Below are 14610 nucleotides of genomic sequence, written 5' to 3' on the forward strand. Positions count from 1 at the left end.
ACGAGGGCTGGCCGACGGTGGAGAAGCTGCTCGGGGAGGACACCGCGGCCGCCACGCGCGCGTGGCGGGACACCACCGCCCGCACCCTCCAGGAGGAGGCCGTCGCCGCCGTACGCGCCGCCGCCCCGGACGGCTTCCAGGTCCTGCTGCACGCCGACCCCGTCTCCTACCACTGCGGCGCCAACGCGGGCGTCGACCCCGCCCACGTCCTGTCCGTGGCCGACGGCGTGGTCGTGCCCTGCACCGGCGGTACGGACCTGCTGGCGCCCTTCGCCGGATGGGCCCGGCAGGGGACGGTGCTCGCCGCCAACCTCACGGTCGTCTCCGGCATGGGCGGCAGCCCCGGCACGCTCGCCGCGGACGCGGCACGCGCGCGTGCCGACGGCGCGACAGAACTGCGGTTGTATCACGCCGGGTTGGCGTCCGACGGGGACGTCGCGGCGGTCCGGGAGGTGCTCGCCGGGCGCTGAAGCAACAACAGCGCCGTCAACAGCAGCGCCACGCCGTAGAGCGGCAGCAGCAGGCCGGGGCCGGCCAGTTCGACCAGGCTGGCCCCGGCGGCGAGGCCGAGCACGGTCGGGGTGAAGACCAGCGTGTTCGCGGTGGCCGTCACCCGGCCGAGCAGCGGGCCGGGGGTCTCCTGCTGCACCGCGGTGAGCGCGGCGATCAGCACACAGGGCAGGCCGAGGCCGCACGCCACGCCGGTGGCCAGCGCCACCGGGTCCCACGGCACCGCCCGCGCCACCACCGCGACCCCCGTCAGCGCGATCCCGGCCGCCGCGAACCGCCGGGCGCCCAGCCGCCGCAGCGCCGGCCCGGCGAGCAGCCCGGCGGCCACCGAGCCGGCGCCCTGGGCGGCGTACAGCACGCCGGCGTAGGCGGGGGAGTGGCCGAGGCGGTCGGCCACCGCGTACACCGTCGTACCGGCCAGCGCGGTCAGCAGCATGGTCGTACCGCCCGCCCCGACCAGCGGGCGCAGCACGGGGTGGCCCCACAGGTGCCGGACGCCCTCCGCGGTCTGCCGCCGCAGGCTGCCGCCCGGCCGGGCGGGCCGCTCCTCGCGGACCCGCAGCAGGCCGCACAGCCCGGCCGCGAGCAGGAAGGTGACGGCGTCCAGGCAGGCCACGGCCGGACCGCCGCAGAGCGTGTAGAGGCCCGCGCCGGTCAGCGGGGCGACGAGCTTCATGCCCTCCGTCAGGGCCATCCGCAGCCCGTTGACGTCACCGAGGAGGTCCGGGTCGACCACGGCGGTGACCAGCGCCGACTCGGCGGCGTCGGACACGGCACCGGCGGCGCCGTACAGGAACAGCACGGCGAACAGCAGCCCGAGGCGGCCGGGGGAGTCGACGGTGAGGAGGGTGGGGAGCAGGGCGGCGAGACCCAGGTTGAGGGCGATGAGCAGCGGCTTGCGGCGGTACCGGTCGGCGAGTGTGCCCAGGAGGGGGCCGGCCGGGGTGGGCGCCCACATCGCGAGCATGGACAGGGCGGCCAGGCCGTCGGACCCCGTGAGGTCCTTGACCCACACGCCCGACGCCAGCCACAGCGAGGAGGTGCCGAAGCCGGACACGACCAGGGCGGTGAGGTACAGCCCCGCGTTGCGGTCCCGCAGCACGCGGAACACGGTCAGGGAAGTCGTCATGCCCGGTCATCGTGGGCCTGAGGCAGGGGTCCCCGGATCGGGAGGATGCCCAGGTTCTCGGCGCGGCACCGATGAGTTCGCGGGCGCCGGACCGTCACCCCTTCGAACGGGAAGCACGACCGTGAAGGAGTAGGTCATGACCATGGTGGACCTCGGCCCCCAGACCCGGATCGTGGCGCGGCTCGCCGCGTCCGTGACCGACGAGCAGCTGACCGCCCCCACACCGTGCCCGGACCTCGCGGTGCGCCACCTGCTGGGCCATCTGCTGATGCTGTCCGTGGCCTTCCGGGACGCCGCCCGCAAGGACCTCGGCACGACGACCGACACCAGCCCGGCCGCCGTCCTGCCGGACATCGGCCCCGGCTGGCGCGCACGGCTGCCCGAGGCGCTGGAGGAGCTGGCCGAGGCCTGGCGCGACCCGGCCGCCTGGACCGGTGACACCCGCGCCGGCGGGGTGGACCTGCCGGGTGCGGTCGCCGGTGCCGTCGTCGCCGACGAGCTGGTGATCCACGCCTGGGACCTGGCCCGCGCCACCGGCCAGGCCTACACCCCCGACCCGGCCGCCCTCGACTCGGCCTTCGCCTTCCTGCGGGCCGCGGCCGACGACCCCACCCGCGGCGGCGGCATCTTCGGCCCCGCCGTCCCGGTCCCCGCGGACGCGCCGCTGCTGGACCGCGCGGTGGGGCTGAGCGGCCGGGACCCGGCGTGGTCGCCGCGGGCCCCGCACCCGGTGGCCGGAGCCTGAGCCGACCGGCGGCCGCCGGGCGGCGGAAGCGGCGCATCGGGCCTACGGTGACCCTGAGAGGGGGCACGCCGAACGGGTACGGAGGAAGCCGCCATGCAGGAGCACTACGTGTGGGTGACGACGCGCCGCCTGCAGCCGGGCACGCTGGAGGACTTCGAGCGGGCCTGGCGCCCGGAGCCCGCACCGCAGGGCCTGCACCGCGCCTACGCGTACTGGTCCGAGGACGGACAGGAGATCACCGGGGTGTCGTTCTGGGACTCCCGGGAGTCGTGCGACGCCTGGCGGGACTCCGAGTCGGAGGCACAGCGGCGGGAGGCCATGGCCCCGTACGTCGCCGAGGAACGCGAGGGCTTCTACCGCGGCCGCGAACTCACCCTGCCCAGCACCACCCGCGGCTGACCGCGGCTGCCACGGACCGCGGTGCGCACGACACGGACGGCGCGGACGGCGCGGACGGTGGAGGCGGTGGAGACGGTGGAGACATGAGCGGGATCGTCGTCGTGTACGAGCTGGAGCAGCCGGCGGCCGCACGCACCCCCGCGGCCGGGCCGCCCGACGCCGGACGGCTCCCCCGCAGGGTGCACGCGGCGCCCGCCGCCCCGGGCTGGCCCGACGCGGCCGGCCCGCGGACCCTGTGCGGCAAGGACACCTTCGCCATGGCCACAGAGCGCCGGACGCCGTCCGGGAGCCCGGAGGAGCCCTGGTACCCCGGCGAGTACGCCTCCGTGGTGTGCCCGGACTGCGACGCGGTGATGGAGATCTGAACCCCCGCCGTTGCCGGGCGGCCGAGCGGAGCGGCGTACCCTCTGGCCCATGCCGCTCACCGTCACCGTCCTCGGCACCGCCTCGCCCCACCCGGGACCCGACCGGCCCTGCTCCGGGTACCTGCTGTCCGGCGCGGGCGCCGAGGTGTGGGTGGACGCGGGGCCCGGCACGTTCGCCGCGTTGCAGCGGCACACGGATCCGGCGCGACTCGCCGCTATCTGGATCTCCCATCTGCACGCCGACCACAGCGCCGACCTGCTCGCCGCCGCCTACGCCTTCGCCTTCGGCGGGATGACCCCGCCCGCACCGGTCCCGGTGTACGCGCCGCCGGGCTGCGCCCGCCGGCTGGCCGGCTTCCTCGGACGGCCGGACGTCGACTTCCTGAAGAGCGTCTTCGACTTCCGCGACCTGTACGACGGCCATGACGTCCGGCACTGGAACCTCCGCCTGAGCGCCCGCGCCGTCGCCCACGGCACCGAGGCGTACGGGCTGCGCGCGGAGTGCCAGGGCAGTGTGGTCGCGTACTCGGGGGACAGCGGACCCTGCCCCGCCCTGACCGAACTCGCCGCCCTCGCCGACCTGTTCCTGTGCGAGGCCGACATCGACGTCCATCGCGATGGCGAACAGGTCCACCTGACACCGGAGGACGCCGGCCGCATCGCCCGGGAGGCGCGGGTGCGGCAGCTGCTCGTCACCCATGTCGGCCCCACGCTCACCCGCGAGTCGGCCACCGCCCGGGCCGCCGCCGCCTCCGGCCGGCCCACGTTCACCGCCGTCGAGGGCGACATCCACGGCGTCTGAGGGCATTCAACTTCCCTGTAGGGAGCATTGACGAAACGCGGGCCCCCTCCTACCGTCAACGCGCCGTACTTCGTACGTCATATATGAGACGCGATATGTGAGATCCGAGAGGGCCGCATGACCTCTGTGCCCACCCCGATCCCGTCCCGCACCCAGTACGTGCTCGACGCGATCAAACACCGCATCCTCACCGGGCAGCTGACGCCCGGTCAGTCCCTGGTCGAGACGGAACTGGCCGCGCAGTTCGGGGTGTCCAAGACCCCGGTGCGCGAGGCGCTGAAGACGCTCGCCGGGACCGGGCTGGTCGTGATGAGCCAGTACAAGGGCGTCACGGTGCGCATGGCGGACGCGGACATGGCGCGCGAGGTCTACGACGTGCGGCTGCTGCTCGAACCCGAAGCGCTGCGCCGGACCGTCGCCCGGGGCGCCTCCCTCGACGCCGCCCGGGACGCGCTCGCCCGCGCCGGCACCGCCACCGACACCGCCGAACGCTCCCTCGCCAACCGGGAGTTCCACCGCGCCCTCTACCTGCCGTGCGGCAACCCGCTGCTCGGCCGGATGCTGGACGAGGTCCGCGACCAGGCCGCCCTCGTCTCCGCCGTCGCCTGGTCCGCCGACCCCTCCTGGGACCGGGAGGCCGCCGAGCACCGGGAGATCCTGCGGCTCGCGCTGGACGGCGACGCGGACGGCGCCGCGAACGCCCTGCGCGCCCACATCGCGTCCTTCGTGCGCCGTGCGTTCCCCGAGCCCCTCCCCGAGGAAGGTCCCGCCAACCGCCCTCAACTCACCCCGGCCGAGGGCGCGCTGCACACACCGGCGGCGTACCTGGGCCACTGGACGCCTCGCTGACCCTCCTTCCCGATCCGACGAAGGGGCGTTCCTGACGACGGGGAGCACGACGATCGGGGCGACGATGAACCGACGGCCGGACGACGGCGGCCGCACGGTGCCTCACTGCACCGACACGGTGACACGGTCCGGATCCGGGAGTTCGGTCGGAGCGGTGTCGCCGTACCAGGCGAACTCGAGGGCGGAAAGCCTTCCGCCGCTCACCCAGACGAGCAGTTCGCCGACGAGTTCCCCGGCGTCGTCCGTGACCGTGCCGGTGGCCGGAACGAGGCCGTCCGCGACCGGGGCGCCCGGGGTGCCGGACGGCACCTCCAGGTCGGCACTCGGCGACTCGGCCCCCCAGCGGCGCGTCACGCGCACCTCCGCGACCTGGCTTCCGAGCTCCCGGGCGCCGGGGAAGTCCGCCGAGAGGAGTTTGCTCAGGACGCGCTGTTCAGGGGAGACCACCGACGTCACCGCGTGCTGCCCCACACCGCTTCCAGATCCTGGCAGTGGACCGTGATGCTCGCGTCGGTGAGTGCGATCTCGTGGACGCAGCCGCCGTCCTCGTCCGGGAGGATCTCGTCGAGCAGCACCGTGTCGACCCGCATCCAGTCGATCGCGTGGTGGTACTCGATCGAGAAGCGTCGCACCCCCGAGTAGCTGATACGCAGCCCCGACTCGTGCTTGAACCGGTTCGGCGCGAACTCCAGCACCAGCCCTCCGCTCTTGTCGGTCGCCGGATGGACCCCGGCCAGCTCCAGGTCCTTGACGCACCGGTCGGCGCGGGGGATGTCGTAGTGCCCCGGCTCGGAGACGAAGGCCCAGGCGCCCGGCGGGAGTTGGCCGCGCAGCCGAGGAAGCTCGGCCAGATAGGCGGAGGGGTCGAGGAAGAATCCGGAGTCGTGCCAGTAGGCCTCGACGAATCTCATGGTCGTGATCCTCCGGCGGTGACGACCGCCCTCCTTTTCCGTTGGCGGGCCTTGTCCTCAACGCTCACCGGCACCGTCGATGGAAGGCTGTCCAGGACCTTGCCGGGCACCCTGCCGTCGCCCACCGATGAACCCCCGTTCGCTGTCGCGGTATCCGACCATAGGGGCACCGCGTCAAGGGAGTGTCAGGCGGAGGTAATCGGACGGCAATGCTCCGGGCGGGCGTGCGGCACGGGGTGCGTATCGATCGGGTAACAGGGCTCGCCGTGCGGGTGTGATGCGCGTAGACAGTCGGTGACCTGGTACATCACTCTCATCCACCAGATCCGGAGAATCCATGCGGAAGTCCCTCAAGGCGGTCGCGGCCGGTGCCGCCTGTGTCGTCGCCGGTGCGGCGCTGTACGGCGCGGGCGCGGCCACCGCCGGCCAGTCGACGGCCAACTCCACCCACGAGCCGTACAACATCGGGCTCCTGGTGAAGGACATCGACACTTACTACGGCACCGCGGCCGACGGCAACGGCGTCTACCAGGCGTCCCCTGACAGCCCGTACGCCAAGGACCTGGCGCGCATCGACGCCGACGCCAGGCACTACATAGACAAGGCGGCCCGCAAGGCGCGGCACAAGGGCGAGAAGGCGGCCGTCGTCTTCGACATCGACGACACGCTGCTGCTCAGCCTCGACTACGAGAAGCGCTACAACTACACGTACAACTCCACGACGTGGGCGGACTACGTGAACCGTGCCGACCGCCCGGCCGTCTTCGGCAGCCCCGAGCTGGTGCGCTACGCCGAGTCCAAGGGCGTCGAGGTCTTCTACAACTCCGGTCTGAGTGAGGCCCAGCGCACCGCCGCCGTGGAGAACCTGAAGAAGGTCGGCGCCGATGTGAACCTCGACGCCGGCCACATGTTCCTCAAGGACAAGGCCAACCCGCCGGCCTACCTGAAGGACTGCGCCGTCCCCGGCACCTGGAACTGCACGACCGTGCAGTACAAGTCCGGGACACGCAAGCACATCGAGGACGACCTGGGCTACGAGATCATCGCCAACTTCGGCGACCAGTACTCGGACCTGGACGGCGGCTACGCGAACCGCACGTACAAGCTGCCGAACCCGACGTACTTCGTCTCCTGATCGTCCCGACGCCCCTTCGGGGGATCAGCCGTACGTCCTGAGCAGCCGGTCGTACTCGGCCCCCGTCACCGGCAGCACCGTGCCGTGGCGGGGGCTGGCGGGCAGCGCGTAGCCGGTGGACTGCGTCCACGTGCCGGAGGCGAGGTCGGTGGTCTCGAACGGCACGTACCCGCGCAGGCCGTACTCGTCGATGAACAGGTACCACTTCTCCTCGGTGTTCGACTTGAAGACGGTCGGCCCCTCACCCCGCGCGAGGGCACCGCTGCCGACGCAGTCGGCGATGAAGTCGTACGACGTGGCGGTCAGGTCCCGCGACTTCTCCGCGGTGATGAACTTCGAGCAGGGCGAGCTGGAGGACGGGCCCCGCTCGTCCTTGGTGAAGCGGTAGTACGTCCCCTTGTCCTCGACGACCGTCGAGTCGATGACCGAGTAGCCGGGGTCGTCCCAGACCCTGGGCGCGCTGAAGGTGCGGAAGTCCCTGGTCGTCGCGTAGAGCATGCGGTTGTAGGTGGAGCCGGTGTGGTCCGGGTCGTCGGCGGCGTACAGCTTCGACGCCCAGAACACCACGTACGCGTGCAGCCGGCTGTCCCAGTAGGCCTCCGGCGCCCAGGTGTTGCCCGCGTTGTCGGGCGCCACCTTCACCAGCCGCTGGTCGGTCCAGTGGACCAGGTCGGTGGACTCCCACACCATGACCGACTTGCTGCCGTGCCGCTGGACCTGGTCCCAGCTGCCGCTGCTGTTGCGGTACATCCGCAGGTCGGTGGCGATGAGGTAGAACTTGTCGCCCTTGGGGGAGCGGATCACGAACGGGTCGCGCAGGCCCTTCTCCCCGATGGTCGAGGTCAGCACCGGCTGCCCGCCGTTCAGCTCCCGCCAGTGCAGCGGGTCGTTGCCCTGGCTGAGCGCGTAGCGGATCTGCTCGCCGTCGGCCGTGCCCTCGCCGGTGAAGTAGACGAACAGATAGCCCGCGTACTTCGACCGCGCGGTGTCCGCGGAGCCGGGCGGGGCGGCCACCAGGGTGAGGAGCAGGGCGAGGAGCGGGAGCAGCGGTGTTCTGAGACGCATGACCGTCCTGTGTGGGCGTGAGGGTTTCTGTTGGCTGCTGTGCGTTCTGGGAGTGTCACCAGTGGGGCCCACGACGTCAATCGGTGTGCGACCGCCCGGGGCGGCCGAAAGTTTCGGTCGGACCGAGGCTGCGGGCCCGCGCCCGACGGGGCGCGGGGAACTGCGCGAACGGCCCACCACCGGGCCGCACTCGCACGGTTACGAGTCACCGCCCGAGCCGTTCCGCGCATGCGCGGCGAAGTCACCGGTCACCGCGCAGGTGCGCCCCCCGGCCACACCGGTCATGACATACCTGTCGGCGCCCGCGTCGCGCCCCCCGCGCGCATGGTCGTACTGCCCCGCGAACACCCACTCACCCGCCGGCACCGTACGCCCCTGCCTGAGCGTCCACGTGTAGACGACGAACCCGTCCTTCTCCGTGACGCTCTGGCTGAAGTCGCCCTCCGGCAGCGAACGCCAGGCACCCGTCGACGTGACGCCACCGGTCTGGGCGATCCTCAACTCGACGGTGAGGGAGGTCAGTTCCGTGGAGGTCTTCAGGGTCAGGTTGCTCTGCGCCCAGAACTCGTTGCTGTGCGGGTCCACCGAGCCGTCCGACCACAGGGGACCGTCCCGCTCGGCGCGCGCCACCGGCGGCTCGGCCGTGGCGGTGGCCTCCGGGGTGCGGGACGGGGAGGAGCCGGGCGTGCGGGACGGCTGGGCGGCACCGCCCTTGCTGGGCACCGGGTCCGCCGGGGGAACGGGGGCACGGGTCGTCGGCGCGGGTGACGCGGAGGGCGTCGGCGACACCGCCACCGTCTGCCGGGCCGGCGGGTCGTCCTTCACCGCGGACGCCACCGCGTAGCCCCCGACCGCGAGCACACCGGCGACCGCGGCCGTCGCGGTGACCACCCGGAACCAGCCGAACACCGGCGGGCGTGCGGCCCGGTGGTCGGGGCGGGACCCCGCGGCCATGCCGCGCTCCACCCGGGCCAGGATGCGCGCGCGGTCGGGTGCGTGGGCCTCGGCCGCCTCGTGCAGCCGGGCGCGCACCGTACCCACCGAGATCCCGAGCGCCAGCGCGGTGTCCTTCTCCGACAGGTCGAACGCGTGCCGGAGCACCACGCAGGCCCGCTTCCGGAACGGCAGCCGGCGCAGCGCCCCCTGGACGTCCACCACCCCGGCGACGTCCGGGTTCTCGGTCCGCTCCTCGCCGCGCGGCCAGAACAGGGCGATCCGCCGCCGCTGGCGCACCGCGCCGCGGATCCGGGTGCGGGCCAGGTTGGCGACCACGCCCCGGGAGTACGCCACCGGATGGTCGGCGGCGCGCACCCGGTCCCAGCGGTGCCACAGCGCCAGCAGCGCGTCCGCCGCGAGGTCGTCGACGGCGTCCGCCTCACCGGTCAGCAGATGGGCGAGGCGGGCGAGTTCGGCGTAATGCCGTTCGAAGAAGGCATGGAACTCCGCGGAGGCTGCGTCGTCGACGACCGTGCCCACGGGTGACCTCTTCTCGATCGTGCTCGTACGAGGGGTCGGGCGTCGTACGGAGGACCGAACTCGACTGCGTAGCACGGGTCGTCGGGCGGAGGGGGCCGGCCGCGGAGTGCTGAACGGCCCCCTCGGGAAACCTACTTGAGTGCGGCCCGCATCATCGCCCTGGCGACCGGTGCCGCCAGCCCGTTGCCGCTGACCTCGGACCGCGCCGCGTCCGACTGCTCCACCATCACGGCGACGGCGACCTCCTTGCCGTTGCCGTCGGACTTGCCGTAGGAGGTGAACCAGGCGTACGGCGTCTTGCTGTTGTTCTCGCCGTGCTGTGCGGTGCCGGTCTTGCCGCCGACGGTCACCCCGTCGATCAGCGCGTTCGTGCCGGTGCCCTCCTTGACCACCGTCTCCATGGCCGACTGCAGCTGTTCGGCGGTGGTGGAGCTGACGATCTCCGTCGTGTCCGCGCCGTCGTCGTAGTCCTTCAGCACATCACCGCCGCTGTCGGTGATCTGCGAGACCATGTGGGGCGATACCAGCTTGCCGCCGTTGGCGATGGCCGCGGAGACCATGGCCATCTGCAGGGGGGTGGCCGTGACGTCGAACTGGCCGATGCCGGACAGGGCCGTCTGGGCCTTGTCCATGCCGGAGGGGTAGACGCTCGGGTAGGCCCGCACCGGCACGTCCCGCTCGTCGTCGTTGAAGCCGAACTTCTCGGCCATGGCCCGGACCTTGTCCTGCCCCAGCTCGACGGCCATGTGACCGAAGACGTTGTTGCACGAGTACCGCAGGGCGACCCGGATCGAGGCGTTCTTGCACGGCGCCGACTTGCTCTCGTTCGGCAGCTCGCGCACGGTGCCCGGCATGATGTACGGATCGGGGCTGTCGGTGGGCTCGTCCACGTTCTTGTACAGCCCGTCCTCCAGCGCGGCGGCCGCGACGACCAGCTTGAACGTCGAGCCCGGCGGCAGCGGCTGGCGCAGCGCGCGGTTGGTGAGCGGCTTGTCCTCGTCGGCGTTGAGCGTCTTCCAGGCCGTGCCGGCCGTGTTCGCGTCGGTGAGCGAGGAGGGGTCGTACGACGGCGTCGACACCACCGCGAGAATCCTGCCGGTCTTCGGGTCGATCGCGACGGCCGCGCCCTTGTTGCCGCCGAGCGCGCGGTAGGCCGCCTTCTGCACGGCCGGGTCGATCGTCGTGAGCACGTCGCCCGGCTCGGCCCGCTCCCCGGTGACGGTGTCCATCACCGTCCTGAGCCGGTTGTCCGTGCCGTTGAGCAGGTCCTTGTGGACGCCCTCCAGCTGGGTGGGGGCGTAGGCCTGCGAGGCGAAGCCCGTCACCGCCGCGTACAGCTTGCCGTCCTTGTACGTCCGCTTGTACGCGAGGTCGCTTCCCTTCGTCCGCGCCGAGCCGGTGATCGCATCCCCGGCCACGATGATGTTCCCGAGGGGCCGCGAGTAGGTCGCGATCGCGTTCCGCCGGTTGTCGTTGTCGTCCGCGAGGGCCTTGCCGTCGTAGTACTGCAGCCATGTCGCCCTGACCAGCAGGGCGAGCACGAGCAGCAGCGTGAAGACGGACGCCCGCCTGATCGTCTTGTTCATCCCGCTGGAAAGACGATCGGAACCGGGGGGATCGTTCCCGTACGCCCGGATTTCTCATCCGGCGTTCAGGAAGCGCGCAGCACCAGCACGACCTCCTCGATGTCCCGGCCCCGCGCGTTCGCGTACCCCCGGGCCCGGGCCGCCTCGCGGAAGCCGCACTTCTCCAGCACGCGCAGCGAGGCGCCGTTGTCGGCCGCCGCCCGGGCGTACAGCGGCCGTTCCGGGACCTCGGCGAGCAGGGCCCGCAGCGCGGCCGTCGCCACGCCCCGGCCCCAGTACGCACGGTCGATCCAGTACGTCACCTCGCGCTCGCCGGCCACCCCGTAGACGGCCGCGCTGCCGGCCACCTCCCCGTCGGCCAGGACCGTGCGCAGCACGTCGGAGGAGTTCCGCAGACGCTGCCAGTAGGCCGCGAAGGCCGCCCGGTCGTGCGGGTCCTCCGGGCCGAAGGCGGCCATCCGGGCGGCCTCCGGGTCGGTCATCTGCCGGTGGAACACGGCCAGATCGTCGTCCTCCACGGCCCGCAGCGTGATCTTCATGCCGCCGAGCCTACGGTCCCGGACTCAGAGCCTGCGGGTCGCCAGCGTCAGCCGGTCCCGTGCGTCGAACAGCGCGTCCTTGATCATCTGCTCGTGGGCGGGGGTGAGCCGGGCCACCGGCACCGAGCAGCTGATGGCGTCGCGCGCGGGCGTGCGGTACGGGATCGCCACGCCGAAGCAGCGCAGGCCCAGGGTGTTCTCCTCGCGGTCGACCGCGAAGCCCTGGTCCCGGATCTGGTGCAGCTCCTCGATGAGCCGCTCCCGGTCGGTGAGGGTGTTCTCGGTGAGCGCGGGCAGCGTCTCCGGCAGGAGCTTGCGGACCTGCTCGTCGGTGTAGGTGGCGAGGATCGCCTTGCCGAGCGAGGTGGAGTGGGCCGGGAGCCGGCGGCCGACGCGGGTGAAGGGGCGCAGATAGTGCTGGGACTGGCGGGTGGCCAGGTACACCACGTTCGTCCCGTCGAGCCGGGCCAGGTGGATGGTCTCCGTGGTGTCGTCGGAGAGCCGGTCCAGGGTCGGGCGGGCGGCGGCCACCACCTCGTCGCCGTCGATGTACGACGTGCCGACCAGCAGCGCCCGCACCCCGATGCCGTACCGCGTGCCCGTCGCGTCCGTCTCCACCCAGCCCAGCTCCACGAGGGTGCGCAGCAGCATGTAGAGGCTGGACTTGGGGTATCCCACGGCCTCCTGGACGGCCGCGAGGGAGTGCATGCCGGGCTTGCCCGCGAAGAACTCGAGCAGTTCCACGGTCCGTACCGCGGACTTGACCTGCGCCCCGCCGCCTGTGTCGCCTGCCGTCATCGCCTTTGGCCCCTTCGTTCGACGAGGACTGAGTTATATAGTCTCCGAGCAGCATATTCACGATCAGAGACGGTGTTCAGTATATCGAACGCCCGGGAGGGATCCGCGGTGGCAGCAGCACCAGTCTGGAGTGTCGACCCGCGCACCGGGAAGCAGCGTGAACAGGTTGCGGTGGAGGCCACAGCCCAGGAGGTGGACGCCGCGGTCCGCGCGGCCCACGCCGCGCGCGGTGCCCTGGCCGACCGCACGGTCCGCGCCGCCTTCCTGCGCTCCGCCGCCGCGGGCCTGGACGCGGCCCGGGACGGCCTGGTCGGGACCGCCGACGCCGAGACCGCGCTCGGCCCGGCCCGGCTGACCGGCGAACTCGCCCGGACCACGTACCAGTTGCGGGCCTTCGCCGACATCGTCGACGAGGGCGCCTTCCTCGACGTCATCATCGACCACCCCGACGACACGGCCACCCCGCCCATCCCGGACCTGCGCCGTTACAAGGTGCCGCTCGGCGTCGTCGCCGTCTACTCCGCCTCCAACTTCCCCTTCGCCTTCTCCGTGGCCGGCGGCGACACCGCGAGCGCGCTGGCCGCGGGCTGCCCGGTCGTGGTCAAGGCCCACCCCGACCACCCGGGCCTGTCCGAGCTGGTCGCCAAGGTGCTGCGCCGGGCCGCCGCCGAACACGGCATCCCCGAGGGCGTGCTCGGCCTCGTGCACGGCTTCGAGGCGGGCATCGAGCTGATCAGGCACCCGCTGGTCGCCGCGGCCGGCTTCACCGGCTCGGTGCGGGGCGGCCGGGCCCTCTTCGACGCCGCCGCCGCGCGTCCGGTGCCGATCCCGTTCCACGGCGAGCTGGGTTCGCTGAACCCGGTGCTGGTCACCGAGGCCGCCGCGGCCGAGCGGGCCGAGGAGATCGGCGGCGGGCTCGCCGGGTCGATGACCCTCGGCGTGGGCCAGTTCTGCGTCAAGCCCGGCCTGGTGCTGGTGCCGTCCGGCGCGGCGGGCGACCGGCTGGTGAAGTCCCTGACCGACGCCGTCAGCGACACCGACGCCGGGGTGCTGCTCGACCACCGCATGCGGGACAACTTCATCGCCGGCGTGGCCGAGCGGGCGCAGTTGCCGGAGGTGGACGCGCCGGTCACCCCGGGCGCGGGGGGCGAACACTCGGTCAGCGCCGGGTTCCTCACGGTGCCGGCGGAGAAGCTGTGCGCGGAGGGGGCGTACGACCTGCTGCTGGAGGAGTGCTTCGGGCCGGTCACCGTGGTGGCCCGCTACGCGTCCGAGGACGAGGCGACGACCGTGCTGTCGCGGCTGCCGGGCAACCTCACGGCGACCGTCCAGCTGTCCTCCGAGGAGGCCGCGGGGCAGGGGCGGGGACCGGAACTGCTGGCCGAGTTGACGCCGTTGGCCGGGCGGGTGCTGGTCAACGGCTGGCCGACGGGTGTCGCGGTGGCGCCGGCCCAGCATCACGGCGGGCCGTACCCCGCGACCACCTCCACGTCCACCTCGGTGGGGGGTACGGCCGTCGAGCGCTGGCTCCGGCCCGTCGCGTACCAGAACGCGCCCGAGGCCCTGCTGCCGGCCGAGCTGAAGGACGACAACCCCCTCGGGCTTCCCCGGCGGTTCAACGGGGTTCTGCAGCGGTGACGCAGTGGGAGCTTCCCGAACTGCCCTTCCCGCTCGCGCCTCACGGGCCGGACGGCTCCTGGTCCTATGCGGACGGCGTGCTCACCGGGTCGGCCGGGGCCCGGCAGGACCGGTTCGTGCCGCCCACCGGGGAAGACCTCGAACCCGCTGCGGACGCGCCCCGGCTGCTCGGGGCACCCGAGGGGGACTTCCGGCTGGCCGCGCGGGTCACCGTGGGGTTCCGTGCCGCCTTCGACGCCGGGGTGCTGTACGTCCATGCCGGTGAGCGGGCCTGGGCCAAGCTGTGTCTGGAGTACTCCCCGGACGTGCCGACCGTCTGCACGGTGGTCACCCGGGGGCACTCCGACGACGCCAACTCCTTCACGGTGGACGGGGACTCGGTGTGGCTGCGGGTCAGCCGCACCGGGCGGGCCCTCGCCTTCCACGCCTCCCCGGACGGCGAGCGCTGGACCTTCGTCCGGCTCTTCACCCTCGGTGAGGAGACCGGCACGGCGCTCGTCGGGTTCATGACCCAGTCGCCGGTGGGGGAGGGCTGCGCGGTGACGTTCGACCACATCACGTTCGGCACCGGCGCACCGGACGACCTGCGCGACGGCAGCTGAGGAACGACTCCGGGACGAACCGGCCGACCTCGCCCCGCCGCACCGACGCCGGCCCGCTCGG

15 protein-coding genes and 3 pseudogenes are annotated in these 14610 nt (G+C 72.8%); 9 read left to right on the plus strand and 9 right to left on the minus strand.

Annotation, left to right across the window (positions count from 1 at the left end; all coding sequences use genetic code 11):
• A pseudogene (locus ABZ923_RS09205) lies at window positions 1-470 on the plus strand (hypothetical protein); the annotation flags it as partial.
• Here ABZ923_RS09205 and ABZ923_RS09210 read toward each other — a convergent pair.
• Window positions 407-1639 carry an MFS transporter gene (locus ABZ923_RS09210; protein ID WP_361468792.1) on the minus strand — a complete coding sequence of 411 codons (1233 nt, stop codon included), beginning with the start codon at window positions 1637-1639 and terminating at the stop codon, window positions 407-409. The pseudogene ABZ923_RS09205 and the gene ABZ923_RS09210 overlap by 64 nt on opposite strands.
• A gap of 136 nt (window positions 1640-1775) precedes the next feature.
• Here ABZ923_RS09210 and ABZ923_RS09215 point away from each other — a divergent pair, with 136 nt between their 5' ends.
• The 5 genes from ABZ923_RS09215 to ABZ923_RS09235 all read left to right on the plus strand — a co-directional run bounded on the left by ABZ923_RS09215 (window position 1776) and on the right by ABZ923_RS09235 (window position 4799).
• On the plus strand, window positions 1776-2384 hold the full coding sequence (locus tag ABZ923_RS09215) for a TIGR03086 family metal-binding protein (RefSeq protein WP_361468795.1): 609 nt from the start codon (window positions 1776-1778) through the stop codon (window positions 2382-2384).
• 93 nt (window positions 2385-2477) lie between these two features.
• Window positions 2478-2783, plus strand: coding sequence for a hypothetical protein (locus tag ABZ923_RS09220; RefSeq protein ID WP_361468797.1), 306 nt, complete (start codon window positions 2478-2480; stop codon window positions 2781-2783).
• 83 nt (window positions 2784-2866) lie between these two features.
• On the plus strand, window positions 2867-3148 hold the full coding sequence (locus tag ABZ923_RS09225; RefSeq protein WP_361468800.1) for a hypothetical protein: 282 nt from the start codon (window positions 2867-2869) through the stop codon (window positions 3146-3148).
• A 49-nt stretch (window positions 3149-3197) separates the two neighbouring features.
• A complete protein-coding gene (locus tag ABZ923_RS09230; protein ID WP_361468803.1) occupies window positions 3198-3950 on the plus strand; it encodes an MBL fold metallo-hydrolase in 753 nt (250 codons plus the stop codon).
• Window positions 3951-4067: 117 nt separating this feature from the next.
• Window positions 4068-4799 (plus strand): GntR family transcriptional regulator, encoded by a 732-nt coding sequence (locus ABZ923_RS09235; RefSeq protein ID WP_361468806.1) that lies wholly within the window; start codon window positions 4068-4070, stop codon window positions 4797-4799.
• Between the two features lie 102 nt (window positions 4800-4901).
• Here ABZ923_RS09235 and ABZ923_RS09240 read toward each other — a convergent pair whose 3' ends face one another.
• Window positions 4902-5270 carry a hypothetical protein gene (locus ABZ923_RS09240; RefSeq protein ID WP_361468809.1) on the minus strand — a complete coding sequence of 123 codons (369 nt, stop codon included), beginning with the start codon at window positions 5268-5270 and terminating at the stop codon, window positions 4902-4904.
• Window positions 5252-5710, minus strand: coding sequence for a hypothetical protein (locus ABZ923_RS09245; RefSeq protein WP_361468811.1), 459 nt, complete (start codon window positions 5708-5710; stop codon window positions 5252-5254). Before ABZ923_RS09245 ends, ABZ923_RS09240 begins: the two co-directional genes overlap by 19 nt.
• A 337-nt stretch (window positions 5711-6047) precedes the next feature.
• Here ABZ923_RS09245 and ABZ923_RS09250 point away from each other — a divergent pair, with 337 nt between their 5' ends.
• On the plus strand, window positions 6048-6845 hold the full coding sequence (locus ABZ923_RS09250; RefSeq protein ID WP_361468814.1) for an HAD family acid phosphatase: 798 nt from the start codon (window positions 6048-6050) through the stop codon (window positions 6843-6845).
• 39 nt (window positions 6846-6884) lie between these two features.
• Here ABZ923_RS09250 and ABZ923_RS09255 read toward each other — a convergent pair.
• The 6 genes and pseudogenes from ABZ923_RS09255 to ABZ923_RS09280 all read right to left on the minus strand — a co-directional run.
• A pseudogene (locus ABZ923_RS09255) lies at window positions 6885-7910 on the minus strand (glycoside hydrolase family 43 protein); the annotation flags it as partial.
• Between the two features lie 198 nt (window positions 7911-8108).
• Window positions 8109-8957 (minus strand): hypothetical protein, encoded by an 849-nt coding sequence (locus ABZ923_RS09260; protein WP_361469060.1) that lies wholly within the window; start codon window positions 8955-8957, stop codon window positions 8109-8111.
• A pseudogene (locus ABZ923_RS09265) lies at window positions 8931-9386 on the minus strand (SigE family RNA polymerase sigma factor); the annotation flags it as partial. The pseudogene ABZ923_RS09265 and the gene ABZ923_RS09260, both read right to left, overlap by 27 nt.
• Window positions 9387-9517: 131 nt before the next feature.
• Window positions 9518-10972, minus strand: a complete 1455-nt coding sequence (locus tag ABZ923_RS09270; protein WP_361468817.1) for a penicillin-binding transpeptidase domain-containing protein — start codon at window positions 10970-10972, stop codon at window positions 9518-9520.
• A 65-nt stretch (window positions 10973-11037) separates the two neighbouring features.
• Window positions 11038-11511 carry a GNAT family N-acetyltransferase gene (locus ABZ923_RS09275; protein ID WP_361468820.1) on the minus strand — a complete coding sequence of 158 codons (474 nt, stop codon included), beginning with the start codon at window positions 11509-11511 and terminating at the stop codon, window positions 11038-11040.
• A 24-nt stretch (window positions 11512-11535) separates the two neighbouring features.
• Window positions 11536-12309 (minus strand): IclR family transcriptional regulator, encoded by a 774-nt coding sequence (locus ABZ923_RS09280; RefSeq protein WP_361468823.1) that lies wholly within the window; start codon window positions 12307-12309, stop codon window positions 11536-11538.
• 108 nt (window positions 12310-12417) lie between these two features.
• Between ABZ923_RS09280 and ABZ923_RS09285 the strand changes: the two genes are divergently transcribed.
• Together ABZ923_RS09285 and ABZ923_RS09290 are read left to right on the plus strand one after the other, a co-directional pair.
• Entirely contained in the window at window positions 12418-13947 is a 1530-nt protein-coding gene (locus tag ABZ923_RS09285) for an aldehyde dehydrogenase (NADP(+)) (protein ID WP_361468825.1), read from the plus strand.
• Window positions 13944-14549, plus strand: coding sequence for a DUF1349 domain-containing protein (locus ABZ923_RS09290; RefSeq protein ID WP_361468828.1), 606 nt, complete (start codon window positions 13944-13946; stop codon window positions 14547-14549). Before ABZ923_RS09285 ends, ABZ923_RS09290 begins: the two co-directional genes overlap by 4 nt.
• Window positions 14550-14610: the final 61 nt, after the last annotated feature.

Origin of the sequence: Streptomyces sp. NPDC046881 (assembly GCF_040645015.1) — a bacterium.
Taxonomy (GTDB): domain Bacteria; phylum Actinomycetota; class Actinomycetes; order Streptomycetales; family Streptomycetaceae; genus Streptomyces.